General features: G+C 65.1%; 19 protein-coding genes. 10 read left to right on the forward strand and 9 right to left on the reverse strand.

From position 1 onward, the window contains the following. Nucleotides 1-2: 2 nt before the first annotated feature. Nucleotides 3-1817 (reverse strand): sodium-extruding oxaloacetate decarboxylase subunit alpha, encoded by a 1815-nt coding sequence (gene oadA, locus Q6D67_RS06045; RefSeq protein ID WP_304704691.1) that lies wholly within the window; start codon nt 1815-1817, stop codon nt 3-5. 25 nt (nt 1818-1842) lie between these two features. Further along, on the reverse strand, nt 1843-2106 hold the full coding sequence (locus tag Q6D67_RS06050) for an OadG family protein (protein ID WP_304704692.1): 264 nt from the start codon (nt 2104-2106) through the stop codon (nt 1843-1845). Nucleotides 2107-2299: 193 nt separating this feature from the next. Here Q6D67_RS06050 and Q6D67_RS06055 point away from each other — a divergent pair, with 193 nt between their 5' ends. After that, complete coding sequence (locus Q6D67_RS06055) at nt 2300-3286, forward strand: tRNA-dihydrouridine synthase (protein WP_304704693.1); 987 nt, start codon at nt 2300-2302, stop codon at nt 3284-3286. Nucleotides 3287-3318: 32 nt separating this feature from the next. Next, the gene (locus Q6D67_RS06060; protein WP_304704694.1) at nt 3319-4077 is read left to right on the forward strand and encodes an SDR family NAD(P)-dependent oxidoreductase; all 759 of its coding nucleotides are present in this window, start codon (nt 3319-3321) and stop codon (nt 4075-4077) included. Between the two features lie 21 nt (nt 4078-4098). Here the strand turns inward: Q6D67_RS06060 and Q6D67_RS06065 are convergent, their stop codons facing one another. After that, nucleotides 4099-5757: a M28 family metallopeptidase gene (locus tag Q6D67_RS06065; protein WP_304704695.1), complete on the reverse strand. Its 1659-nt coding sequence runs from the start codon at nt 5755-5757 to the stop codon at nt 4099-4101. A 157-nt stretch (nt 5758-5914) separates the two neighbouring features. On the opposite strand from Q6D67_RS06065, the gene Q6D67_RS06070 reads away from it, so the two are divergent. The 6 genes from Q6D67_RS06070 to Q6D67_RS06095 all read left to right on the forward strand — a co-directional run bounded on the left by Q6D67_RS06070 (nt 5915) and on the right by Q6D67_RS06095 (nt 13781). Beyond that, nucleotides 5915-7462, forward strand: a complete 1548-nt coding sequence (locus Q6D67_RS06070) for a peptide MFS transporter (RefSeq protein WP_304704696.1) — start codon at nt 5915-5917, stop codon at nt 7460-7462. A 29-nt stretch (nt 7463-7491) separates the two neighbouring features. Next, nucleotides 7492-8724: a trans-acting enoyl reductase family protein gene (locus Q6D67_RS06075; protein WP_304704697.1), complete on the forward strand. Its 1233-nt coding sequence runs from the start codon at nt 7492-7494 to the stop codon at nt 8722-8724. Between the two features lie 83 nt (nt 8725-8807). Beyond that, nucleotides 8808-10760: a hypothetical protein gene (locus tag Q6D67_RS06080; protein ID WP_304704698.1), complete on the forward strand. Its 1953-nt coding sequence runs from the start codon at nt 8808-8810 to the stop codon at nt 10758-10760. A gap of 93 nt (nt 10761-10853) precedes the next feature. Further along, entirely contained in the window at nt 10854-11645 is a 792-nt protein-coding gene (locus Q6D67_RS06085; RefSeq protein WP_304704699.1) for a (Fe-S)-binding protein, read from the forward strand. Beyond that, nucleotides 11642-13069, forward strand: coding sequence for a lactate utilization protein B (locus tag Q6D67_RS06090; RefSeq protein ID WP_304704700.1), 1428 nt, complete (start codon nt 11642-11644; stop codon nt 13067-13069). Before Q6D67_RS06085 ends, Q6D67_RS06090 begins: the two co-directional genes overlap by 4 nt. Further along, nucleotides 13062-13781 (forward strand): lactate utilization protein, encoded by a 720-nt coding sequence (locus Q6D67_RS06095; RefSeq protein WP_304704701.1) that lies wholly within the window; start codon nt 13062-13064, stop codon nt 13779-13781. Before Q6D67_RS06090 ends, Q6D67_RS06095 begins: the two co-directional genes overlap by 8 nt. Nucleotides 13782-13809: 28 nt before the next feature. Here Q6D67_RS06095 and ppc read toward each other — a convergent pair whose 3' ends face one another. From ppc to eda, 4 genes are read right to left on the reverse strand one after another with little or no spacing between them, the layout of a single operon-like run. Next, nucleotides 13810-16497 carry a phosphoenolpyruvate carboxylase gene (gene ppc / locus Q6D67_RS06100; RefSeq protein WP_304704702.1) on the reverse strand — a complete coding sequence of 896 codons (2688 nt, stop codon included), beginning with the start codon at nt 16495-16497 and terminating at the stop codon, nt 13810-13812. Then, nucleotides 16494-17492, reverse strand: coding sequence for a type I glyceraldehyde-3-phosphate dehydrogenase (gene gap, locus Q6D67_RS06105; RefSeq protein WP_304704703.1), 999 nt, complete (start codon nt 17490-17492; stop codon nt 16494-16496). Before gap ends, ppc begins: the two co-directional genes overlap by 4 nt. Next, a complete protein-coding gene (locus tag Q6D67_RS06110) occupies nt 17489-18514 on the reverse strand; it encodes a type I glyceraldehyde-3-phosphate dehydrogenase (protein ID WP_304704704.1) in 1026 nt (341 codons plus the stop codon). The genes gap and Q6D67_RS06110 overlap by 4 nt, the downstream gene beginning before the upstream one ends. Before the next feature lie 30 nt (nt 18515-18544). Further along, on the reverse strand, nt 18545-19180 hold the full coding sequence (eda, locus tag Q6D67_RS06115; protein WP_304704705.1) for a bifunctional 4-hydroxy-2-oxoglutarate aldolase/2-dehydro-3-deoxy-phosphogluconate aldolase: 636 nt from the start codon (nt 19178-19180) through the stop codon (nt 18545-18547). Between the two features lie 153 nt (nt 19181-19333). Between eda and folE the strand changes: the two genes are divergently transcribed. Further along, complete coding sequence (folE, locus tag Q6D67_RS06120; RefSeq protein ID WP_304704706.1) at nt 19334-20011, forward strand: GTP cyclohydrolase I FolE; 678 nt, start codon at nt 19334-19336, stop codon at nt 20009-20011. 133 nt (nt 20012-20144) lie between these two features. Continuing rightward, a complete protein-coding gene (locus tag Q6D67_RS06125; RefSeq protein WP_304704707.1) occupies nt 20145-21509 on the forward strand; it encodes an MFS transporter in 1365 nt (454 codons plus the stop codon). Here the strand turns inward: Q6D67_RS06125 and Q6D67_RS06130 are convergent. Next, nucleotides 21486-23159, reverse strand: coding sequence for an AMP-binding protein (locus tag Q6D67_RS06130; protein WP_304704708.1), 1674 nt, complete (start codon nt 23157-23159; stop codon nt 21486-21488). The genes Q6D67_RS06125 and Q6D67_RS06130 overlap by 24 nt on opposite strands. A gap of 75 nt (nt 23160-23234) precedes the next feature. After that, nucleotides 23235-24983, reverse strand: a complete 1749-nt coding sequence (locus tag Q6D67_RS06135) for an alkaline phosphatase (RefSeq protein ID WP_304704709.1) — start codon at nt 24981-24983, stop codon at nt 23235-23237. Nucleotides 24984-25016 lie beyond the last annotated feature (33 nt).

Here is a 25016-nt window from a genome sequence, read left to right on the forward strand (position 1 = left end):
CGTCAATCCAGCATGATCAGGGTGTCACCCACGCCGACCGTGTCGCCGGCCTTGACCTCAACGCTGACCACCCGGCCATCCCGGGGCGAGCGCACTTCGGTTTCCATTTTCATGGCCTCGAGCAGGACGATCACCTGCCCCGATTTCACCGTGTCCCCGGGTTTCACGCCCACTTTGAATATATTGCCCGCCAGCGGGGCCGGCAGCGGCTCGCCCGGGCCAGCGGAGGTGGGTTCTTCAGGCGGCGCTGCCGGCTGGACCGCGGCCACGTCGCCACCCTCGGCCACTTCAACCACATAGGACTGGCCATTGACCTTCACTGTGTAGACGCCGGCGTCCGCAGCCGTCGTCGGAACCTTGCCGGCCGGCTTGTCCGCCGCCTTGGCGCCGGTGGCCGCGGCGGGTTCCACTGCCGCATCCGGTGCCGGCTCGAAGGCGCTGGCATCGCCGCGGTGCTTGAGGAACTTGAGGCCAATCTGCGGGAACAGCGCGTAGGTGAGGACGTCGTCCACCTGCTGCTCCCCCTCCTCCAGGGCAATGTCCTGCTCCCGGGCAAGGCTGTGCAGCTCCGCGGTCAGGGCTTCCAGCTCGGGCTCCAGCAGATCCGCCGGGCGACAGGTTATCACCTCGCCGCCCTCCAGCACCCGCTCCTGCAGCTCCTTGTTGACCGGTGCCGGAGTGACCCCGTATTCCCCTTTCAGCACCCCCGCGGTCTCCCGGGAAATGGACTTGTAGCGCTCTCCGGTGAGCACGTTGATAACAGCCTGGGTGCCGACAATCTGTGAGGTCGGGGTAACCAGGGGAATGAAGCCGAGATCCTCCCGTACCCGGGGAATTTCCTGCAGCACCTCGTCCATGCGGTCGGCGGCACCCTGCTCCCGCAGCTGGCTCTCCATGTTGGTCAGCATACCGCCCGGAACCTGCGCCACGAGAATGCGTGCATCCACGCCGCGCAGGGAGCCCTCGAACTGCGCGTACTTCTTGCGCACCTCGCGGAAGTAGGCCGCGATCGACGCCAGTTTTTCAATATCGAGCCCGGTGTCGCGGTCGCCGCCGGCGAAAATGGCTACCACCGATTCCGTCGGCGAGTGGCCGTAGGTCATCGACATCGAGGAAATGGAGGTGTCGACATTATCGATGCCGGCCTCGACACATTTCAGGATCGTCGCCGTCGAGAGACCGGTGGTGGCGTGGCACTGCATGTGGATGGGAATGGCGCAGGACTCTTTCAAACGCCGCACCAGCTCGTAACCCTCATAGGGTCGCAGCAGGCCCGCCATATCCTTGATCGCAATCGAGTCCGCGCCCATGTCCTCGATGCGCTTGCCCTGCTCCACCCACGTCTCAATGGTGTGCACCGGGCTCAGGGTGTAGGAAATGGTGCCCTGAGCGTGTTTGCCCACATCCTTGACCGCCTGCAGCGCCACCTCGATGTTGCGCATGTCGTTCATGGCGTCGAACACCCGGAATACATCGATGCCGTTGTGGGCGGCACGCTCGACGAACTTGCGCACCACATCGTCCGCGTAATGGCGATAGCCAAGGATATTCTGGCCCCGCAACAGCATTTGCTGAGGCGTTTTGGGCATGGCCTTCTTCAATTGGCGGATGCGGTCCCAGGGGTCCTCACCGAGGTAGCGGATGCAGGCATCAAAGGTCGCGCCACCCCAGGACTCCAGGGACCAGAAGCCGACCCCGTCGAGCTCTGCGGCAATGGGCAGCATATCGTCCAGGCGCATGCGCGTTGCCAGCAGGGACTGGTGCGCGTCGCGCAGAACCACGTCGGTAATGCCCAGTGGGCGCCTCTCGTCTTGCATCAACTAAACCTCTTTGGTTAGAGCGTCAGTGCCGCTGTTTTCTGTGCTGGTGGATAGCGGCGGTAATTACGGCTACAAGTTCAGCCTGGCCGGGACCGGTGGCGGATATGGGCGCCGGACCTGCAGGCGCTGCCACAGAGGACTCAACCTGCTCCGGGAAAAAGCGGGACATGAACCTCGAGGTCAGCGAGGTGACCAGCACCAGCAGGGACAGGAAGATACCCACGGCGCCGACGCCGAAGAGCATCAGCTCCACTCCCTGCATGAAAATATCGTCCTGCTGGCCCACTCTCCCCCCTCCCGGCTGGTTCAAATTACCGACCATCATAAATCAGGAACGGCGCCAGGCGCCAATGGCGGATGTCAGGCTGCCGGATTTTGGGCACCTCGCCGGTAGCACCTCGCCGGTAGCACCTCGCCGGTAACACCTAAACATGGGGGGCTGACATCGTTATACTGGCGGATTGAAATGGAGACCTGCCGTGCGACTGATCCTGGCCCCGATGGACGGCGTCATTGATGCCACCATGCGTGCCCTGCTGACCGACCTGGGCGGCATTGACCGCTGCGTCACCGAATTCGTTCGCGTCAACCAGCAGTTGCTGCCGCCGCGCGTTTTCCGGCGCCTGTGCCCCGAGTTGGACAGCGGCGGGCGCACGCCGGCAGGGGTGCCCGTCTTCGTGCAGCTTCTGGGCGGCCAGCCCTCGCCGATGGCGGACAACGCAGCCCGCTGCGCCGAACTGGGCGCACCCGGCATCGACCTCAACTTCGGTTGCCCCGCGAAGACCGTAAACAAGTCAGACGGCGGCGCGATCCTGCTGCGGGAACCCGAGCGCGTGGGCAGTATTGTCGCCGCGGTGCGCCAGGCCGTGCCCGCCAGTATCCCCGTCAGCGCCAAAATCCGCCTCGGCTTCGAGGACCGGAGCCAGTTCCTGGACAACGTCCTGGCCATCGCCGCTGCCGGCGCCAGCGAAATCGCAATCCACGCCCGCACCCGTCGCGACGGCTACCAGCCGCCCGCATGGTGGGATGAGATCGCCCGCGCTGTGGAGAGGGTTACCCTGCCGGTGGTTGCCAACGGCGAGATCTGGAGCCCGGAGGACGCCCGCCGCTGCCAGCTGGCGAGCCAGTGCCGGGACCTGATGCTCGGCCGCGGCGCCCTGTGCCGACCGGACCTGCCGCGCCTGGTGCGCGCAGCGTTTGACGGGGCGCCCGCGGAAGCCATGCCATGGCTGGACATCGCTGTGCTTCTGCAGAACTTTTTCCGGCGCAAGCGCGTCGAGTGTGAACCCCGCCACGCCGCCGGCACGCTCAAGCAGTGGCTGGGCTACCTGCGCCACAGTTATCCGGAAGCCGCGCTGCTGTTCGTCGGCATCAAGCGCCTGACCGACCCGGTCGCCGTCAGCGCCACCATCGACGCCCACCTGGCGAGCCTGCAACCCGGGCGCGACCAGCCGGCCGCCGCCTGAATCCGCCCTCAACAACCACAGGAACCCGCATCATGACCCACACCGCATTCATCACCGGCGCCACCTCTGGTTTCGGCCGCGCCTGCGCCCGCCACTTTGCCAGGGCAGGTTGGAATCTCGTGCTCAGTGGCCGCCGCGACGAGCGCCTGGCGGAGCTGGCTGCGGAGCTGGAACCGCAGTGCCGGGTACTCACGCTGACCCTGGACGTCCGCGATACGCAGGCGGTACAGGCTTCAGTGGCTGCTCTGGAGAGTCCGTTCCGGGAGGTCTACACGCTGGTCAACAACGCCGGCCTGGCACTGGGCACGGCGCCGGCCCAGGCCTGTGACCTCGAGCAGTGGCACCGCATGATCGACACCAACGTCAAGGGCCTGACCACGGTGACCCACGCCCTGCTGCCCACGCTGATCGACAGTGGCGCCGGCAGCAGCATCATCAACATTGGCTCGGTCGCGGGGCACTGGCCCTACCCGGGCGGCAATGTCTATTGCGGCAGCAAGGCTTTCGTCGAGCAGTTTTCCTATGCCCTGCGCAGCGACCTGCAGGGGACCGGGGTCCGGGTCAGTTGCCTGGCACCGGGCCTGTCGGAAAGCGAGTTCACCCTGGTGCGTACCGGTGGGGACCAGGCCGCCTATGACAGGATGTATCAGGGCGCGGACCCGATTCAGCCCGAGGACATTGCGGAGACCGTGTTCTGGCTCGCCACCCTGCCCCGCCACCTCAACGTGAACTCCCTGGAAATGATGGCGGTGAGCCAGACCTGGTCACCGTTTACCATTACCCGCCGCTGAGCGACACCCCGGGGCGCCCGGTTACGGCTGCAGCGAGGCGTCGCGGGCGCGCTTGAACTCCACCCCATCGTGCCAGTCGGGGAAATCCCGGTTGGCAGCGAGCTCGCGCCCCATCTGCAGCAGCAACATGACTTCTTGGGCGGCACCGCTCAAGTCCCAGGCAGGATCGTATTCGTCCGACGGCTTGTGGTAATGATTGGCGGTATAGTCCCGCAGGCGCTCGTCCCCCCAGGCCTTGCCATGTTCGATACTGTCCGTGGCATTGGTCAGGTACAGGGCGGGGATACCGACCCGGGCCAGGGAGAAATGGTCAGAGCGGTAGTAGGAACCTTTCTCGGGGTAGGGTTCCTGTACCACCACCCTGCCCTGGGCTTCCGCCGCCCGGGCCAGGTAGTCCTCCAGCTCGCTGTTGCCATAACCCACCACCGCCACGTCCCGGGTCCGGCCGAGGTTGCCGGCGGCGATATTGTCCATATTGAAATTGGCCACGGTTTTCGCGGCGGGAAAGATGGGGTTTTCACTGTAGAACTTCGACCCCAGCAGTCCCGACTCCTCGGCGGTTACTGCCAAAAACAGGATCGAGCGTTCCGGCGGTGTCTCCTGGGCCAGGAACTGGCGGGCAATCGCGAGCAGGCCTGCAACCCCCGAGGCATTGTCGCTGGCGCCGTTGTAGATGTTGTCACCCTCGTCGTCCGGGCGCACCCCGAGGTGATCCCAGTGCGCGGTGTAGATGATCACCTCGTCCGGATGGGTGGACCCCGGGATCAGCGCGACCACGTTGCGTGACAGGCTGTCAGCCAGGCTGTTTTCCAGCTGCACGGATGCGCTGAAGCCGGTCAGGGGCCGGGCCTTGAAGCCCGGCTTCTGCGCAGCCTGCTTGCTGGCCTGGTAATCCAGGCCGGCGGCCGTAAACAGGGCTTCCGCCTGGGCCAGGGGCAGCCAGCCCTCGATTGCCAGCTTGTCCCGGTGACCGTCGTCCGCGGTCAGGCCTATATTGGCGCCGGACCAGCTGTTGCGTACGACCTCCCAGGGGTAGGACGCGGCGTCGGTCTCGTGCACGATCAGGGCGGCGGCGGCGCCCTGCCTCACCGCCTCAGCGTATTTGTAATCCCAGCGCCCGTAATAGGTCATGCTATTGCCGTTGAACAACGCCGGATCCTGGGTGCCATAGCCGGGGTCGTTGACCAGGACGACAACCGTTTTGCCGGTGACGTCAACGCCGGCGTAGTCGTTCCAGCCGCGCTCGGGTGCATTGATACCGTAACCAACAAACACCAGTTCGGAATCTTCAATGCCGGTCGTGGCCACCTGCTGCTGGGTGGCCACCATCATCTCGCTGCCATAGGCCAGATCCGCGCTGAATTCGGGACCCCGGATCGCCAGCACCGCGGTGGGTGCGCTGGTAACCGCAGTGATCGGCACCTCCTGGACCCAGCTGCCGCGGTTACCTGGCTGCGCGCCCAGCGCGGCGAAATGCCGTTGCAGCCAGGTGATGGTCTTGTCTTCCCCGGGGGTGCCGGGCTCGCGACCCTGGTAGGAATCATCGGCGAGTTCGTCAATATGAAAGTGCAGGTCGCGCTGGATCTGCGCGTCGGTGTCTGCAGCGGGGGGTTGCCCGGCGTGGACCAGGGCGACGCTGAAGGCGATACTGGCGGTCAGCAGGGTCAGGATCTTGCTCATGTAGTCTCCGCGAAGGTAGAAGCAGTGGCGTTCATGGTACCCGCATCGCGACGGGCGCGCACCTTGCGCGCGAGCGAGGGCAAATGCAGACCATGAGTGGTACTCTTGCCGGCCGTGCCGGGGGCCTCTGCCCCGCTCTAATAAAGGACCCTGAATAATGACAAGCAGCAGCACAGTTGATCCGGCCACCGATACCGCTTTTTTCGGCCACCCCCGGGGTCTCTACGTGTGCTTTTCCACAGAGCTGTGGGAGCGTTTTTCCTTTTACGGCATGAAGTACCTGCTGTTGCTGTACCTCACCAAGTATCACCTGTTCTCCGATGCCAATGGCCTGGAAGTTCTCGGCGGCTATGCCGCTCTGGTTTACGCCATGCCGGTCATCGGCGGGCTGCTCGCGGACCGCTACCTGGGCATGCGCAAGTCGGTCATCTTTGGCGGCCTGCTGCTGGTGCTGGGGCACATGGGGATGGCGGTCGAGGGCGAGCAGGCCCGGCTGGTCGGGGATACCGTGGTGCGGGATGACCGGGCATTGCAGGTATTCTACTTCTCACTCGCCCTGATCGTCGTTGGCGTGGGTTTTCTCAAGCCCAATATCTCCACCATCGTCGGGCGCCTGTATGCGGTGAACGACCCGCGCCGGGATGCGGGTTTCACCATTTTCTACATGGGCATCAACCTGGGCGCGCTGCTCGCCACCCTGATCTGCGGCTATCTGGGTGTGACCTACGGCTGGGGCTACGGCTTCGGCGTCGCCGGCATCGGCATGCTTATTGGCCTGGCCACTTTCCTGCTCGGCCAGAAACACCTGCGCGGGCTTGCCGAACCGACGCAGCCGGAGAAACTGCGGGAGCGGTCGCTGCTGGGCGTCAGCAAGGAGTTGACGATCTATCTCGCAGGCCTGGCCGGTGTCTTCGCCGCCTGGCAAATGCTGCAATTCCATGGCGCTGTCGGCGTGCTGCTGAATGTGCTGGCCCTGATCGTGGCGCTGGGTCTGGCCTGGTTTATCACCTTCCGTTGCAACAAGGTGGAGCGCCAGCGGATGATTGTGCTGGTGGTGCTCACCGTTTCCAGCGTGGTGTTCTGGTCCCTGTTCGAGCAGAGCGCCGCCTCGATGACCCTGTATGCCGACCGGGTCATGGACCGCCGCGTGTTTGGCATCAACTTCACTGCTGCCCAGTACGGATTCTTCAATTCCTTTTTCATCTTCATCCTGGCGCCGGTCTTTGCCTGGCTCTGGACCAGCCTCGGCCGCCGCGGCCTGGAGCCCAGCACACCGGTTAAATTCGCCATGGGCGTGGCCTTCGCCGGCCTGGGGTTTGGGTCGCTGGTCCTGGGCGCCGCCAACCTCAACGAAGCGGGGCTGGTTGTTGGCTACTGGATGGTTCTCGCCTACCTGCTGCATACTGCCGGCGAACTGTGCCTGTCCCCGGTCGGCCTTTCCGCCGTGACCAAACTGGCGGTGCCCAGTATCGTGGGGGTCATGATGGGCGCCTGGTTCCTGGCCACCGCCTACTCCCAGCATGTCGCGGCCCAGCTATCCAAGCTCGCTGCACTGGATGCCGACACAGGCCTCGCCGATGTCGGCACGGCACTGGCGAGCTACACTGATCTGTTTACCACCCTGTTTTATGTCGGGTTGGGGATCGCGGCACTGCAATTTCTGATCGCGCCGCTGCTGCGGAAAATGATGCACGGAATCCACTGAGCGCGCCTGTCACCAGAGGAGTTGCCACCATGGCTGAACAACAGCGGGAATTCGACCTGATCATCTGGGGCGCCACCGGCTTCACCGGGGCGCTGGTGGCGGAGTACCTGGCCCAGACCTACGGCACCGGGGGCCCACTGCGCTGGGCACTGGGGGGGCGCAGCGAGGAGAAGCTGCATTTGTTACAGAACACGCTGCAGGCTCAGTACCCGGGCGAGCCTCTGCCCATTGTCCTGGCCGACAGCGATGACCCCGCCTCACTGCAGGAGATGGTGCAGCGTACCGCTGTGGTCTGCACGACCGTTGGACCCTACGCCCGCTACGGCACCCCCCTGGTGGCCGCCTGCGCCACCAGCGGCACCCACTATTGCGACCTCACTGGTGAGGTGCAGTGGATGGCACGGGTGATCCCCGAGTACCAGGCCGCCGCCGAGGCCAGCGGCGCACGGCTGGTCCATACCTGCGGCTTCGACTCCATCCCCTCCGACATGGGCACCTGGTTTCTGCAGCAGCGCATGCTGGAACGCCACGGGATGCCGGCGCACTACGTCAAGGCCAGGGTCGGGCGCAACAAGGGCAGCGCCAGCGGCGGCACCATCGCCAGTATGCTGCAAGTGCTGGACGAGGCCAAACGTGACCGCAGCGTGCGCAAACTGCTGACCAATCCTTACGCTCTCTGCCCTCCCGGCACCACTGGCCTGGACGGTCCCGACCAGGCCAGTGCCCGCTATGACAGCGACTTCAAGCGCTGGACCTGTCCCTTTATCATGGCGGCCATCAACGGCCGGGTGGTGCGGCGTACTCACTGCCTGCTCGGCAAACCCTGGGGTGAGGACTTCCAGTACGACGAATCGCAACTCTGCAGTTCCCGTGCCCAGGCCCTGCGCAACACCATTGCGATGGGCGCCGCCATGGCCGGGCTCGCGACCGGCCCCGGCCGCAAGTTGCTGGCGCGCTTCCTGCCCAAGCCCGGGGAGGGGCCGAGCCGCGAGCAGCGCGAGGCCGGGCACTACGAATTGTTCTTCCACGGCGCCCATCCCCGGGACCGGGCGCTGGATTTGCGCGTGCGGGTGGCGGGTCAGCTGGACCCGGGCTACGGTTCCACATCGCGCATGCTGGCAGAAGCGGCGGTCTGTCTGGCGCAGGACCCGCTGCAGGTCGGTGGTGGCTTCTGGACCCCCGCATCGGGCCTGGGCGAACATGTGCTCAAGCGGTTGCTGGACAATGCCGGTTTGACCTTCGAGGAAGTGCCCCTTGACTAGGGCGCGACGATGGCTGGAAAACTGCAGGCAAAGGCCGCAAATTGCCGGTAGATAATCTCAGCGGAAAGGGGCGCAGACGCGGGGTGAATCGCTTCAACCTCTCGTTCCGCGGAGAGATCCTGCAGGGCGTGGACCCGGCCACCGCGAAACTCAACTTTGCGCGGCTGTTCGCTATCCACGACCCCCTGCGCACCGAGCAGTTTTTCTCCGGCAAACCGGTAGTGCTGCGCCGGAACCTGGACCCGAAACGAGCGGCATCCTGGCAACTGCAGATGCGCGGCCTCGGTTTGCAGGCAGAGCTGACCAAGCAGACCGACAACACTGAAGCACCTGCCGCGGAATCCCGGCCTGCACCGCCGCCCGCAACCCCGGCCCCAGTGCCGCCTACGGCGCCAGCGAATCCGCCACCTGCGGCTCCAGCCACAGCGCGCGCCGCGGCCACCGCGCCAGCAGCGCCCGTGCGCGGCCCCGCACGCTGGGCGCCAAATCCCTACACCCTGCGCCCCTACCAGGCGGGCGCGGCCCAACGCCAGCGGGCAGTGCACGCAGCGCGGCTGAAACAGGCCGGGGCAGTGGTCGCGGTTGTGGCCACCATAGCCCTGGCACTGCTTGTGGCGGGCCTGCGGATGCTGCCAGCTCCGGCAGCCGTACCGCCGCTGCGTGCCGCCGCCAGCTCCAGCGGCGGCGAACTCCTGCTTGGCACCGGCAAATTCCTGCTCCACCACGACCGCTCGGGCGCCGAATTGGAAACCCTGGTGCTGCGCAATTTCGGCGTCACCGGTCGCCTGGCGGGGCTGGTGTGGGAGGGGCCACAAAGCCTGCTGCTCCTGGCCGACAATAAATCCGGCGGCAACCTCTACCGCTGCCAGCTTGAGGAACGGCAGTGCCGATTGCTGGCGGATGAATCGGGGCCGTTGCAGGCTGATGCGGTGACCGTGATCGAGGCCAGCGGCCAACTGATAATCGCCGACAGCGCCCGCTCGCTGCTCTCGCTGCACGATGCCCGTGGCTACCGACTTGCCAGCAGTGAGCGACCCCTGCCGGCACGCCCGGTGCTGCGAACGCACGGCGGCCTGCTGCTGTTAAACAGCACGGAAGGCCCGGGGATCAGTGTGCTGCGCTACGAGGCCGGGGCTTTTGCCCAACAGCTGGACGAGATCCTGCTGCTGCCGCCCGCCGCCCTGGACGCGGGCCTGGTGGCAACCCGGGATTTTGCCTGGAGCGGTGAACAGTGGTGGGCCACCCTGGAGGACCCGGAAACCGGAGCTGCTGGCGTGTTCCGGTTCGATGCCCTGTGGAACACGCTGGGGCAAGTCGCGGTGCCAACCGAGTACAACCCGTATGCGCTGGTGCCCTGGGGCACGCGCATGCTGGTGCTCGACCAGGATCAACGCCATCTGCTGCGGTTCAGTGCCCGGGGCGAACCAGGGGTTGCCCTGGTATCACCCCATTTACAGGGATTGGCGGATTCCCGCTCCCGAGCGCTGGGGCTGCGCCAGAGCCTCGGGGAGCTGGCACTGGGACTACTGGCACTGCTGGCGCTGGCCGCCACCTGCTTTACCCTTTGGCAGCACCTGCGACAGCGGGTTTTTGCCGCTGACCGCCAGCGTTCGGCGCCGCCGCTGGAAAACCGGACCGCCGATATCTTCTGGCTGCCACCGCAGCCCCGGCGGCCCGGGCGCTTGACGGCGCTGCTGCGGCGCCTGGGCGCAAGCCAGGGACACCTCGGGGTGCTGGGAAAACAGCTTATCCTGGTGGACCACCGCGGCGTCTATCACGTGGGCAACGGTATTCAGCTGCAACGACATCCGCTGTTCCTGCGGACAGAGGAGGTCGTCCTCTACACCGGTCCCGGCCGCCGCCGCGCGTTCGCTGCCGATGCCTGGCCACTGGTTCAGCCTGCCCTGACAGCAGCGGGCAAGGCGGATACTGGTACCATTGTGGTGGCATTGCTGGAGAGTCGCCATCCGCTCGCGCTGACCGCTGCCGGGCTCCTTGCCCTGGCGCTGGCCAGCGCAGTGCTTCTGCTAATCTGACGCGACGCCGCCGCCCCAATTTCGCTATACTCCCGGGCTTGTAGGTGCCGCAGCCTTCCTTGCGGCGCACCAGGCACGGAGCTCTCGCCCTACATGGACAATCTCAAACCCAAGCGCAAGCGCACCCGGGCCCGTCGCGATGTCGCCCTGATGGTGACCTGCCTGGCAGACCTGATGCGACCCTCAGTCGGCTTTGCCGCTGTGCGCCTGCTGGAGCGCGCCGGATGCCGGGTATCCGTGCCTGACCGGCAGACCTGCTGCGGCCAGCCCGCCTACAACAGTGGCGACGTCAATGCCGCCGTGCCAGTGGCGCAAGCGGTAATCGAATTGTTCGAGCCCTACGACTACGTGGTGATCCCCTCCGGTTCCTGCGCCGGCATGCTGTGCCAGCATTACCCGGCCCTGTTCGAGGGAGAGTGGCGCGAACGCGCACTCGCGCTGGCAGCAAAGACCTGGGAGCTGACCCGGTTCCTCACCGAGGTGGCGCCCCTGCCGTCGCCGAAGAGGCGGCCTCTGGACGCCGCCGTCACCTACCACGACGGCTGCGCGGGCCTGCGCGAGATGGAGGTCAAGCAGCAGCCGCGGCAGCTGCTGCTGCAACAGTGCGGGGTAGAGGTCAAGGAGCTGGCGCAGACCGAGGTCTGCTGCGGCTTCGGTGGCACGTTCTGTACGAAAATGCCGGCGATTTCCAGCAAAATGGCGGACGACAAGCTGGACAATGCTGTCGCCTCCGGTGCCCGGCTGCTGCTCGGCGGCGATCTCGGCTGTCTGCTGCAGCTTGCCGGGCGCGCCAGGCGCCGGGGACTGGAGCTGGAAGTTCGTCACGTTGCGGAAGTGCTGGCGGGCACACCGACAGGGCCGGGGATCGGGGATCCCCGGCGTTGAAGATCACCAGCGACCACTTCCTGGAGCACGCCGATGCAGCGCTGGCAGACCCGGACAAGGCCCAGCGCCGGGATCTGCTGGGGCTGTTCATGCCGCTGGCTCGCGACGCCGCGGCCGCGCGCTACGGCGACTTCGAGGCCTTGCGTGTGCACCTGAAGCAGGTGCGACGCCATACCATGGAGCATCTGGAACACTATCTCACCCGCTTTGAGGAGGAGGCGCTGCGCAACGGCAATCAGGTGCACTTTGCCGCCACACCGGAACAGCTCAACAGCACCGTGCTGTCCATCTGCCAGGACCACGGCGCACGCCGGGTGGCCAAGGGCAAGTCCATGGTCACCGAGGAAACGGCGCTCAATGACCATCTGCAGCAGGCGGGGCTGGATGTGATTGAAACCGACCTGGGCGAATATATCATTCAGCAGGCCGGCGAGACTCCCAGCCACATTGTCGGCCCTGCGCTGCACAAGTCCCTGGCAGAAATCCGCCAGCTGTTCCTTGACCGGCACGATCTGGGGGAGCGCCCTCTGGAGCAGGTCGCGGATATTGTGGCGGAAGCCCGGGGCATACTGCGCGAGCAGTTCCTGCAGGCCGAGGTGGGCATCATTGGCGCCAATGCCCTGGTTGCGGAGAACGGCAGCACCATGCTGGTCACCAACGAGGGCAACGGCGACCTGTGTGCCAACCTGCCACCGGTGCTGATTGTCTGCACCACGCTCGAGCGCATTCTACCCCGGGTCGAGGACGCAATGGCCCTGCAACGTCTGCTGGTGCGCTCGGCGACCGGCCAGCCCCAGACCTCATACACCAGCTTCTATTCCGGGCCGCAGCGCGATGACGATGTCGACGGGCCGCTGGAAACCCATATCATCCTGCTCGACAACAAGCGCACGGATATTCTGGCCAGTGACTACAGCGAAATCCTCGACTGCATCCGCTGCGGCGCCTGCCTCAACCACTGCCCGATCTATGTCGGGGTGGGTGGCCACGCCTACGGCTGGGTCTACCCCGGCCCCATGGGCTCGGTGCTGACCCCGCTGCTGACTTCGCTGGAGCAGAGCAATGACCTGCCCAATGCCTGCACCAGTTGCGGGCGCTGTGCGGAAATATGCCCGGCCAATATCCCGCTGCCGGACCTGCTGCGTGACCTGCGCCAGGAGGAGAGCCAGCGCCAGCTCAACTCACCGCGCTGGCGTCGGGGACTGCGCGTGCACGCCTGGTTCCTGCGCCACCCGGCCCTTTACCAGCGCCTGAGCGGCTGGTTGATGCCGGTTCTGGCCTGGCTGGGCAAGCGCCGTGGCAGTTTGCGCACGCTGCCCTTCGCTGCAGGCTGGACCGGAACCAGGGACTTTCCCGCGCCGGAAGGGGGCACCTTCATGCGCCAGTACCGCAAACGCGGCAAGGTGAGGAGGCGCCGTGGCTGAGTCCCCGAGAAGTGAGATAATGGCCCGCCTGCGCGCAGCCGCTGGCGCATCTGCCAGTGCCACAACCCCGGAACAGATCGCCCGGGAGCTGGCAGCCCTGGGGTTCGCCAGCGCCGCTGTCCTGCCCGCGGCTGACACCTGCATCGCCTTCATGGCCAATGTGCTGGCGAACAAGGGCAGTGTGGAACTGGCAGCGGATCGCGCCGAAGCAGTGCGGGTGGTCGGGCGCTACCTCTACAACCGGTTCCGCACGCACAAGCTGGTGGCGGGCAATGATCCCCGCATCGCCGCCATGCCCTGGCGTGATGCCGGCGTATTGCCGCGGTTTGGCGCAGCCGAAAACGGTGACGGCGCCGCCCTGAGCTACGCGCGCCTGGGCGTTGCCGAGACCGGCGCGGTCGTCACCTGGACCGGCCGCGCCAACCCGGGGCGCAACAACCTGCTGCCAGAAGATCATCTGGTGCTGATCAACCGCGAGGATGTGGTGGCCACACTGGAGGATGCCTGGCTGCGCATCCGGCAAGAACTGCCGGCGGGTAGCTGGCCGCGCGGGATCAACTTCATCGCCGGCCCCTCCAGCACCGCCGACGTCGAGGCGCAGCTGGTGATGGGCGCCCACGGGCCCCGGCGCTGGCATGTCATTCTGGTCGGCGCGACGCCCGCCGAGGCGCTGGCCGAGGCCAAAGTCCTGACCGCCGCAACCGGCCCCTAGCGCAACTGGCGGGTTCAGCCGGGGGCGCCTAGCCGGTGTTGCGCATGCCAGCGGCGATACCCGCAATGGTGACCATGATTGCCTGCTCCAGCACTGGCTGCGCCTGTTGCCGCTGGCGCTGCAGAAGCTCGGCTTGCAGGACATTCAGCGGATCGGTATAGATATTGCGCAGCTGGATGGACTCCCGGATCCAGGGCGAATCCGCCAGCAAGGCGGGACTACCGGCGATCTCGAGTACCGTGGCAATGTCCTGTTGCAGACCGGCGCGCAGGCTTTTCCCCAGATGCTGCAGGGGTTCCGGCACCAGGCAGGCATCGTAGTGTGCTGACAGCCCGCTGTCTGCCTTGGCGTAGACCATCTCCAGCATCGACAGGCGCGTGGCAAAGAACGGCCAGTCGGAGGCCATTTCCTGCAGCAGGTCGGCATGCCCCGCATCCAGGGCACGCTGCAACGCCGCACCCGCCCCCAGCCAGGCGGGCAGCATCAGCCGGTTCTGGGACCAGGCGAAAATCCAGGGAATAGCGCGCAGGCTTTCGATGCCGCCGCCACCGCGGCGCCGTGCCGGGCGCGAACCCAGGGGCAAACCCGCCAGCTCCTGCTCCGGGGTGGCGTGACGGAAGTAGTCGATAAAATCGGGCTCTTCGCGGATCATCTGCCGATAAACCGCGCAGGAATCCGTTGCCAGTGAGTCCATCAGGTCGCGCCAGGCCTGGCGTGGCGCCGGCGGCGTCTGCAGATTCGCGCGGGTGATGGCGCTGGTGTACAGCGCCAGGGTTTTGACCGCCAGCGAAGTCCAGCCGAGCTTGGCCCGGATCATTTCGCCCTGCTCGGTCACGCGCAGCCCCTGCTGCAGGGATCCGGGTGGCTGCGACAACAGGGCCGCCTGGGCGGGCGCGCCCCCGCGGCCGATAGTGCCACCGCGGCCGTGAAACAGGGTCAGCTTGACATTGTGCTCCTGGCACACGCCCAGCAATTCCTCCTGCGCCCGGTACTGGGCCCAGGCCGCCGCCATGACCCCGGCATCCTTGGCGGAATCCGAGTAACCAATCATGACCATCATCTGGCCCTGGACATGCCCCCGATACCAGGGGTCTTCCAGCAGCGAGGCAACCACCTCGCGTGCGCGAGACAGGTCGTCCAGGGTTTCAAACAGGGGCGCTACCGGCAGGTCAAAGGGACAACCGGCCTCGCGCAACAGCAGGTGTACCGCCAGCACATCCGAGGCCTGGCGGGCCATGGAGATCACATAGGCGCCGAGGGATTCACGGGGCTGGCGGGCGACCACCGCGAAGGTGGCGAGCACTTCCGCCACATCCGGCGTCGGCGCCCAGCGCGGCGGAATCAGCGGCCGCCGGCTGGCCAGCTCCTGGCGCAGAAAAGCGCAGCGGGACGGCTCATCCCACTCCGCGTAGTCCCCGATGCCCAGCCAGGTGGTCAGCTCGGACAACACCTCGGTGTGGCGGGCACTATCCTGACGCACATCGTGGCGCACGAGGTGGACGCCGAAACAGCGCACCCGGCGCAGCAGATCCAGCAGGGCTCCTTCGGCAATCACCGCCATCCCGCAGTCCCGCAGGGACTGATAGCACAATTCCAGCGGCTGCCACAGATCCGCCTGTGACAGTAGCGGCTGCTCTGCCGACAAGGTGGGGCGGCCATCCGTGGGGCGGCCCTCCAGCGCCAGCTCGATAAGCTGCAGATCCCCTTTCAGGCGATGCCTCAGTCGCCGCAGCACGGCGCGATAGGGTTCGTGGGAGCCGGCGGCGGCGCTCTCCAGGGCATCATTGCAGACGGTCATGGACAGCTCCTCGACCAGCCGCGTGACATCCTGCAGGTACAGCTCTGTCGCCTGCCAGCGGCTGAGCCACAGCACTTCTTCGGTCACCGCCGCGGTGACATTGGGATTGCCGTCGCGGTCACTGCCCATCCAGGAGCCGAAACTGACCGGGGCCGCATCCAGCGGCAGCCTGGCGCCACAGCATTCGTGCAAAGCGGCATCGAGCCGGCGCAGGAACTCGGGCACCGCGCGCCACAGGGAGTCTTCGACCACCGCAAAACCCCACTTGGCTTCATCCACCGGCGACGGGCGTTCGCTGCGGAAGTCGTCGCCATACCAGATCTGGGCAATCAGCTCGCGCAACCGGGTCTCCAGCTGCTCCTGCTCCCGCGGCGTCAGGCCTGAAAGCTCCAGCTGGGACAGGCAGCGGCCGATTTCGGTGTGCTTGTGAATCAGGGTGCGGCGCATGATCTCGGTCGGGTGCGCGGTCAACACCAGATCGATACTGAGCTGGTTGACCGCGGCCACGATGGCATCGGCGGCAACGCCCTCTTCCAGCAAGGCGGTGAAACCGCTGGTCAGGTTGCGGGCCGCGGAAAACAGTGGATCCATCTGCCGCGACACCGTGTGATGCTGGTCGGCGATATTGGCGAGGCTGAGGAATTGGCTGAAAGCGCGGGCCACCGGCACCAGCTGCTCGTTGTCGAGGTTGCGCAGCACCGCGAGCAACTCGCCGTGGGCGCTGCCGTCGCTGCCCGGGTCGTCACCGGCGCGGGCGGATTTGGACAGGCGCCGGATCTTCTCCACCAACGCCAGAAAGTCCGCGCCATTGGCAGCGGAGATGGTGTCTCCCAGCAGGTGACCGAGAAAGCTGACGTCGCTGCGCAGCTGGCTGTAGTCAGAGCGCTGGCCGGTTTCCTGTGCCTCTTCACCGCTCACAACTGGCGCAGCCTGTGCAGCAGATCGCAAACCCGGGCCGAATAGCCCCACTCGTTGTCATACCAGTTCAACACCCGCAGGTAGCGCTGGTTGACCACGGCGCTGAAACCGGCGTCGTAAATGGATGAATGGGAGTTGCCGATAATATCGGTGGAGACCAGGGGTCGGTCACAGTACTCCAGGATTCCCTGCAGCTGCGGCGTCGCAGCCGCGGCCCGCACCGCCTCATGCACCTCCTCCACCGTCACCGGCTGCGACAGTTTCACGAACAGATCCACCACCGAACCGTCGGGTACCGGTACCCGGGAGGCAATGCCGTGCAGGCGCCCCTTCAGTTGCGGCAGTACTTCACCGACCGCCTTGGCGGCGCCGGTGGAGGTGGGAATGGTGTTCTCCGCCGCGGCGCGGCTGCGACGCCAGTCCGAATGCGGTACATCGGCCAGGCGCTGGTCGTTGGTATAGGCATGCACCGTGTTGATGACGCCCTCCTCGATCCCGAAGGCCCCGTCCAGCACGCTGGCCATGGGGGCCAGGCAATTGGTGGTACAGCTGGCGTTGGAGATGATCCGGTGCTCGGGCAGCAGACCCGCGTCGTTGACCCCGAGTACGATGGTATAGTCGATGCTGTCGGCAGCGGGAACGGTCAGCACAACCCGTTTCGCGCCGGCCTGCAGGTGCTGTTCCAGCTGGGCGCGCTTGCGGAACGCGCCAGTGGCCTCGACCACCGCATCAATGCCCATCTCGGCCCAGGGCAGGGCCGAGGGGTCGCGCTCGCTGATCAGCTTGCAACGCCCCTTGGGAGTCACGAATTCGTCCCCCTCCAGGGTCAGCGCCTTGCCAAAGGGCCCCATGACGGTGTCGTAATCGAGCAGGTAGCGCAGGGCTTCAAAATCGAACAGGTCGTTGATGACCACGACATCAATTCCCGGAGTGTCCTCCAGGATCCTGAACACCGAGCGGCCGATGCGGCCAAAACCGTTGATAGCGACTCTCATTGCGCGACCTCCCCTTGCTGGTCAAGGGCGCCGTAGATGCGGGCAACGTCGAGCAGGCGCCCGGCATGACCCAGGGTCTCGTACCAGCCCAGTGTCTTGATGGTATTGGCACCAGCCTTGATGGTGCCCCTGGTGTCAAACAGCAGCGAATGCGGGTTGCCGATGACATCCGACGAGACAATCGGATCCTCGACCACGTCGACGATGCCAGGGTAGGCCGGCGCATGTTTGCGCATTGCCGCATTGATGTCCTCCGCAGCCACCGCGCTGTCGGCCAGCACCAGGTTCACATCCAGCAGGCAGCCCTCGTGGATAGGCACATTGAGTGCCGAGGTAATGACCTTGCCGGCGAAGGCCGGCAGCACATGACCGAGCCAGTCCGCGGCCTCGTGCGTGTTGGGAATAATGTTTTCGGCCGCGGAGCGGCTGCGGCGGAAGTCACTGCCGGCGTAGTCCTGCAACACCTGGTCCGAGGTGTAGGAGTGGATCGTGGTCATGCTGCCACACTCAATCGCAAAATCCCGCGACAGCGCGTGCAGGAGCAGGCAGAGCGCCGTGGTCGTCGCCGAACCGGCGGAGACCATACGGTCCTCGCGCCGGGCCGCCTGGCCGTTGATCCCCGGCATGATAATGCGGTCGATATGATCCGCGGGCAGCGTGCGCAGCAGCACCCGCGGCGCGCCGTTGGCAATGTGCTGCTCCATGAAATGGCGCTGGCGGAACTTGCCCGTGGCATCGATAACAATGTCCACGGCAAAAATATCCCAGGGCATTTCCGCCGGTGAGTCAGTGCGCATCAGGCGCGCGCGGAACCGCGGGTTGACCAAAAAGTTCCCCTCCAGGCGGTGCCTTGCGGGGTCCTTCACCTCGGAGCACAAAAGATAGTGCAGGATGTCCGGCTGGCCGATGTCGGCAACCGCCACCACCTCGATATCATCGCTGTGGGAGGCCAGTTCATACAGCTGCCGCCCGATCTGGCCGAAGCCCATGATGCCCACCCGCAAGGGTTGCTGCTTTGCCATCGTCTAGCTCCTTGATTCAGTGATCGCTGTCTACCGTTGCTGCGGCGCAGACCCGATCCGCATTGCCTCTGCTGCCAGGGCACCTATGGCGTCCCAGTCCCCGGCGGCGACCAGGTCCGCCGCCACCATCCACGACCCGCCACAGCAGATCACATTCGGCAGCGCCAGGAAAGTGCGGAAGTTATCCGCCCGCAGACCGCCGGTGGGGCAGAATCGAGCTTCGGGAAAGGGCCCTGCCAGGGCCTTGAGCAGACCCTGACCGCCCAGCGCTGTGGCTGGAAACAGTTTGAAGCAGTCCAGCCCCTGTTCCAGGCCCGCCATGACTTCGGACGCCGTGGCCACCCCCGGTAGCAGCGGTATCGCCCCGGTCCGGGAAGCCTGGTACAGGGCGGGGGTCGCGCCGGGGCTGACCGCAAATGCGGCTCCTGCATCCTGCACCTGATCCAGCTGGGCCGGAGTCAGTACCGTGCCGGCAGCCACCCGCAACTGCGGCACTTCCGCGACCACCGCGCGCATGGCTTCCAGCGCCGTGGGCGAGCGCAGGGTCAGCTCCACTGCCTTCATCCCCGCTGCGGCCAGTGTCCGGCAGAGCTGCACCGTGACGGCGACCTCCCCCGGGGTGATGACGGGTAACACCCTACTTTCCAGCAACCACTCTCGCAGCATGAGTTTTACCCCGGATTTCCACGTTCGCCACAGACGATGAACCGTCCATGTATTGTCCACAAATAACAGGACAAGTTGCCACCCCACCCCCTGACCGGGGAATCCGCCGACAACTCCACCCCGTAACTATCTGACCCCAACTGGAGATGCAACATGGACACTGCCCTGGCTGACAATATCGCTTTTACTACCAATATCACGCCCGAGGCGGCCCTTGTACGCAAGGCCCTGCTGGAGCGCGGACTGGAAACACCCATGGTGCACAACGGCCTTTCCCGCGATGAGAAGTTCCGCCGCATCTCACAGTCCTTCACCGACATCACCCGCACCCTGGGCCTGGACCTGAACGACGACAGCCTGAGCGAGACTCCGCAACGCATCGCCAAGATGTACGTCGATGAAATCTTCTCCGGACTGGATTATAGCCAGTTCCCCAAGATTTCGGTGATCGCCAACAAAATGCAGGTAGAGGAGATGGTACAGGTAGACGATATCGATGTCGTCAGCACCTGCGAACACCACTTCGTCACCATCGACGGGCGGGCGCGCGTCGCCTACATCCCCAGGGACAAGGTCATCGGCCTGTCGAAGATCAACCGCATCGTGCGTTTCTTCGCCCAGCGGCCACAGGTGCAGGAGCGGTTGACCCAGCAGATCCTGGTGGCTCTGCAGACCCTGCTGGAGACAGACGATGTGGCGGTGACCATTGATGCCGTGCACTACTGCGTCAAGTCCCGGGGGGTCATGGACAGCAACTCCCGCACCCGCACCACCTCACTGGGCGGCGCCTTCAAGGCGGACCCGAGCACCCGGGCTGAGTTCCTGAATTAACCCCCCCTCGGAACTCAGCTTTCTTCGCCCGGCTCTGCCGGGCTTTTTTTTGGGTCATCGCGGTTTGTGGCATAGACCAAACCGTGTACCCTGCGCTCTCCTTCAGCCTCCTCCGCCAGACCCCGGTTAATTCATGAGAACCCTGCTCACCCTCACCTCGCTGCTGTTTTCCACTTCGCTGCTGCTGGTGGGACAGGGCATGCAGCTCACACTGCTACCCCTGCGCGCCACCACCAACGGCCTGTCGGATTTCCTGATCGGGGTCAGCGCCTCCGCCTACTTCCTCGGCTTTGTCGCCGGCTGTTTGCTGATCCCGCGCATCATTGCCAAGGTAGGGCACATCCGCAGCTTTGCGGTGCTCACTGCGCTCATGATCAGCGCCATCCTGACCCTGGAAATGCTGGATGGGTGGCTGCCCTGGCTGACCCTGCGGTTCCTCACCGGCGCCGTCATCTGCGGGCTGTATACGGTGATCGAGAGCTGGCTCAATGACCAGACCAGTGCTGACTCCCGGGGCCAGGTCCTGGCAATCTATACCTTTATCATCCTCGCCTCGATGGCAATTGGTCAAATGTTGATCAACGTTGGCTCCGCCGACAGCTCCACGCCCTTTACCCTGGCGGCGATTTTCATGGCGCTGGCCATCGTACCCGTGGGGCTGACCAGCCGCCTCGCGCCTGCGCCCTTGAAGGCGACCCGCTTCCGCTTCAACCTCCTCTATCGCCGCTCCCGGGCCGCCTTTGCCGGCACCGTGCTCTCGGGCCTGATAGTGGGCAGTTTCTGGGCCCTCGGCGCGGTGTTTGCCCGCCGCTACGGCAGCAGCACGGCAGACGTTACCTGGTTCATGACCGCGGGAATTGCCGGCGGGGCACTGTTCCAGTACCCCATTGGCTGGCTGTCCGATCGGATCGACCGGCGCTTTGTCATGGTATTCCTCAGTATTGCCGCGGTAGCCACCTCCGCGGCGGTCGCGCTTACGGTCACCCACGAGCTGCACCTGTTGGCCGTATTCCTGTTCGGCGCGGTTACCATGCCCCTGTACGCCATATCCCTGGCTACCGCGGCCGACAACTCTTCAGCCGAGGAATTTGTCGAGATTGGCACCTCGGTGCTGTTGCTGAACGCGCTTGGCGCGGCCAGCGCGCCGATACTTCTGGGTCAGCTCATGAGCCTGTTCGACGCCACCGCCCTGTTCTGGTCCTTTGCGGCGCTGAGCACCCTGTTCTCTGTCTATCTGGCAGTACAAACCCGGGACAAGGGGCAGGTGGTGACCTCGAAAGACCACGTTCCCTTCTCTGCAGCGGCGCCGGAAATCGCGCCCACGGGCCTCGGCATCGATCCGCGCGGCCCGGATGAAGCGGCCAGCGATCTGCAACCGGTGGATTACGTCGGCATAGATGAGTACCACCCCAGTGCGCCGGAACCTGCGCCGGAGCTGGAAACTCAGGCGCAGGATCCACAGGCAGACGAAGCTTCAGTCGGCCCAGTGCAGCAGTAGCGTCTTCTCCTCCGCAGATCGTCGCGCCAGATCTTCGGCCAGCGCGCCATAGCGCTCCTCGACTTTCTCCCGGCGAATTTTCAGAGTGGGCGTCAGCACCTCGTTATCAATGGTCCACTCTTCGCTGGCCAGAATCACCGCACCAATACGGGCGTGTTTCTCTACCGCCTCGTTGATGCTCTGTACCGCCTGGTGTATGGCTTCGGCGATTTCCTGCTCGGCACTATCGCGTGAGGCTTGCGCCAGCTGCCGGGCAGCCTCGTTCAGCACCGCAACCATCACCGTCTTGGAATAGCCGCGACCCAGCAAGCAGTGCTGTTCAGTGTGCGGATTCCTGGCGAACTCGCTCTCTATTGGCGGCGGCGCCACAAACTTGCCCTGGATAGTCTTGAAGTAATCCTTGACCCGGCCGGTCAGATAGATGAAACCATCCTCGTCGACCCGGGCCTTGTCGCCCGTGTGCAGCCAACCGTCGCGTATCAGTTCGGCGGTCTTGTCCGGCTGCTTGTAGTAGCCCGGGGTGCAGCCCGCGGCCCGCACTGCCAGCTCGCCTTCTTCCGTAATCCGGTATTCCACCTCGCCAATGGGCTTGCCGATGGAGCCTATCCGCCGGCTGTCGTGCCCGCTGACGATAACGCCCATGGCCTCGGTCTGGCCAAATCCCTCCATCAGGGTCAGGCCCAGACGGTCCCACCAGTGAATCAGGGCCGGCGGGGTCGGTGCCGCGGCAACCAGGCAGAATTCCACCTGATCCAGACCGAGGCCTTCCAGAACCATGTGCCCAATACCCTGCGGATCCTGCGCCAGAGCGGCCTCCAGTGCATCGCTGCCACCGAACTTGGCTGTCACCGCCTGCTTCAGCTGCTCCCACACCCGGGGCGGGCCGAAGAACATGTGCGGCCGGGTCCGCTGCAGGTCTGCCGCGAGAGATTCCAGACTCTGGTTGAAACTGACCTCGCCGCAGCAGACCAAGGAGGAAAACTCCACGATCTGGCGCTCGGCAATGTGCGAAAGCGGCAGATAGGAAAAGTAGCGCGCTTCTTCCCGGGTGCCGAACGAGGCCCGGAAGCGATTGATGGGGATCAGGTTGCTGGCATGGGTCTGGATCACCCCTTTGGGCAGGCCGGTTGTTCCCGAGGTAAACACCAGCGACATGACGTCGTCCGGCTGACACTCCCAGGCAGGGGTCTTGCCCTGCCACGCCGCCAGCAGTGCCTCCCATTGCAGATGTGGTTGCTCGAGCTCGACACCGGGCAGGGTTATCAGGGTAATGCCCTCAGGCAACACCTCGCGCACCGCATGCCAATTGGATGTTTCACCGACCAACAGCACCCGCGCCTCGGTAAAATCCAGGATGTACTGCGCAGTGGACCCCGGCAGCGTGGTGAACATGCTCACCGTAATATTGCCCGACCTGATAATGGCGAGATCCGCCAGGAACCAGTGGGCACAATTGCGCGATAGCAGCGCCATGCGCTGCCCATGGCCAAACTGATGTTCCAACATCGCGGCCATCGCATTCACTGTGGCGGCGGCCTCGCCCCAGGTGACATCGCGGGAGCCTTCCGGCAACAAATCCTTGAGCCAGACCTTGTCCGGGCATTGCTGGGCCCAGTGATCGAGTAGTGCTGGCAACGTATCAGACTTCATTTCGGTGGCCTCTCTTATTGTAGGATGAAACATTTGGGCTCCCCTTTGAACGCGGCCCGGGTAAAGCTGGATCAGTCAGGACAGCAACAGGTCCGCGCGCTGCACCACCCGCCGCTGGAATGCAGCTTCGTTCTCCGTGTACTCGGGACTTTCAATCGTGGAGACGTAGCGCCACTCCGCTGTGACCGCTTCATCTGCAAATGCCACGGTCAGGTAGCCGCGGTCAAGGAAGTTGGCATACACCAGGTCGTCGACGAGTATGGACATCAGCGGCGCAAACAGGGCCGCTGCGTCGCTGCCGAGTATCGCATCCAGCCCCGGCGAGGTCACGCTGGCGGTGGCGAACTCCACTCCGGCGACGTCTCCGCTGCTGTTGCGCAGCTGCGATGCCCAGGCATTGTGGGTATCTCCGGCGAGCACCACCAGGCGGCTGCCGAGCTGGGCAGCAAAATCCAGTACCCGGTTGCGCTCGAAATCATAGCCATCCCAGGCATCCAGATTGTAGGGAATTGCGGAGTCAAGCAGCGCCTGCTCCTCCGCCGTGCGCTCCTCCGGAGTCTTGTTTTTGGCCGCAACCGCTGCCAGTACCGCCGCCGTGCCGCCCGCCAGTGGATCATCCGTGGCGATACTCGGCTCCAGTGCTTCCAGAATGGGTGACGGCAGCGCATAACGCCCCATCAGCACCTGCTGGCCAAGAATCTGCCAGCGCGCGGTCGAGTCGATGAGCTGCTCTTCCAGCCACGCCAGTTGCTGCGCCCCGAGCAGCGTGCGATTGCTGTCGCCGACCGCGGCCCGGGTGGCATCGACATCGATCTTGCCGCCGGTGGCAAAATCCGGGTAGACAAACTGGCGGTCGCGACTCACCACCCGGGTGTCCAGCATGATCAAATCGAGCAGGTCACCGTAGGGCAGACGCCGGTAGATGATTTCTTCGGCGCTGGCCGGGGGCCGCACCGGCAGCCACTCGTACCAGGCCTGAATGGCCGCTGCCCTGCGTGCGGAAAACTCGCCTTCGGTTGCCGGATCGTGGTTCTCGGCACCCCCGCGCCAGGCGTCGTTGGCAATTTCGTGGTCATCCCAGACCACGATAAACGGGTGTGCAGCATGGGCAGATTGCAGGTCCGGGTCGCTCCGGTACTGGGCGTGGCGGCTGCGGTAGTCGGCGAGGGTGAGAATCTCCGTGGCTGGTTCGACCACCCTGCCCAGGGCCTCGGCGTCGGCACTGGCGTAGCCGTTCGGGCCATATTCGTAGATGTAGTCGCCCAGGTGCAGCACCGCATCCACCGGCTGTTGCGCCACCTCGCGGTAGACGTTGAAAAAACCGGTCGGGTAGTTGGAACAGGAAACCACGGCAAAGGCCGCGGTGGCGGTTGCTCCGGCAGGCGCGGTGCGTGTGCGCGCTGCTGTGGACACGCGGTCGCGCACCCGAAAACGGTAGTAGTAGGCGGTGCCGGCAGCGAGGCCGGTGACATCGACCTTGACCGTGAAGTCCACGTTCTCATCCGTGGTTCCGGAACCGCTGGCCACGATTTCGCTGAAGTCCTGGTCGGCGGCGACTTCCCATTCCACTTCCACAAAGCCCGGTTCCTCGGGCGTGACCCGGGTCCAGAGTATGACCCGGTCGGTCAATGGATCCCCGGAAGCGACGCCGTGATTAAAGTCGGCCGCTACACCAACCGGCCCGGGCTCGGGAGTTGGATCAGGTATCTGGCGATCGCTACTGTCGGAACAACCGATCAGATTACTGCCCAACAGGGGCAAGAGAGATGCTGCCGCCACCCCTTTTACCAGGGCACGGCGGCGCAAATCGGGTTTCTCGGACATGCTTATGCTCCAGTGAGGCCGCCAGAGGCGGGA

The sequence above is a fragment of the Haliea sp. E1-2-M8 genome, from assembly GCF_030649675.1.
Classification (GTDB): domain Bacteria; phylum Pseudomonadota; class Gammaproteobacteria; order Pseudomonadales; family Halieaceae; genus Haliea.

Bases quoted from the DNA above. Each gene is read 5' to 3' on its own strand.
- oadA (WP_304704691.1), bottom strand. From the start codon at position 1,817: ATGCAAGACGAGAGGCGCCCACTGGGCATTACCGACGTGGTTCTGCGC.
- Q6D67_RS06060 (WP_304704694.1), top strand. From the start codon at position 3,319: ATGACCCACACCGCATTCATCACCGGCGCCACCTCTGGTTTCGGCCGC.
- Q6D67_RS06065 (WP_304704695.1), bottom strand. From the start codon at position 5,757: ATGAGCAAGATCCTGACCCTGCTGACCGCCAGTATCGCCTTCAGCGTC.
- Q6D67_RS06070 (WP_304704696.1), top strand. From the start codon at position 5,915: ATGACAAGCAGCAGCACAGTTGATCCGGCCACCGATACCGCTTTTTTC.
- Q6D67_RS06075 (WP_304704697.1), top strand. From the start codon at position 7,492: ATGGCTGAACAACAGCGGGAATTCGACCTGATCATCTGGGGCGCCACC.
- Q6D67_RS06085 (WP_304704699.1), top strand. From the start codon at position 10,854: ATGGACAATCTCAAACCCAAGCGCAAGCGCACCCGGGCCCGTCGCGAT.
- gap (WP_304704703.1), bottom strand. From the start codon at position 17,492: ATGAGAGTCGCTATCAACGGTTTTGGCCGCATCGGCCGCTCGGTGTTC.
- Q6D67_RS06110 (WP_304704704.1), bottom strand. From the start codon at position 18,514: ATGGCAAAGCAGCAACCCTTGCGGGTGGGCATCATGGGCTTCGGCCAG.
- eda (WP_304704705.1), bottom strand. From the start codon at position 19,180: ATGCTGCGAGAGTGGTTGCTGGAAAGTAGGGTGTTACCCGTCATCACC.
- folE (WP_304704706.1), top strand. From the start codon at position 19,334: ATGGACACTGCCCTGGCTGACAATATCGCTTTTACTACCAATATCACG.
- Q6D67_RS06125 (WP_304704707.1), top strand. From the start codon at position 20,145: ATGAGAACCCTGCTCACCCTCACCTCGCTGCTGTTTTCCACTTCGCTG.
- Q6D67_RS06130 (WP_304704708.1), bottom strand. From the start codon at position 23,159: ATGAAGTCTGATACGTTGCCAGCACTACTCGATCACTGGGCCCAGCAA.
- Q6D67_RS06135 (WP_304704709.1), bottom strand. From the start codon at position 24,983: ATGTCCGAGAAACCCGATTTGCGCCGCCGTGCCCTGGTAAAAGGGGTG.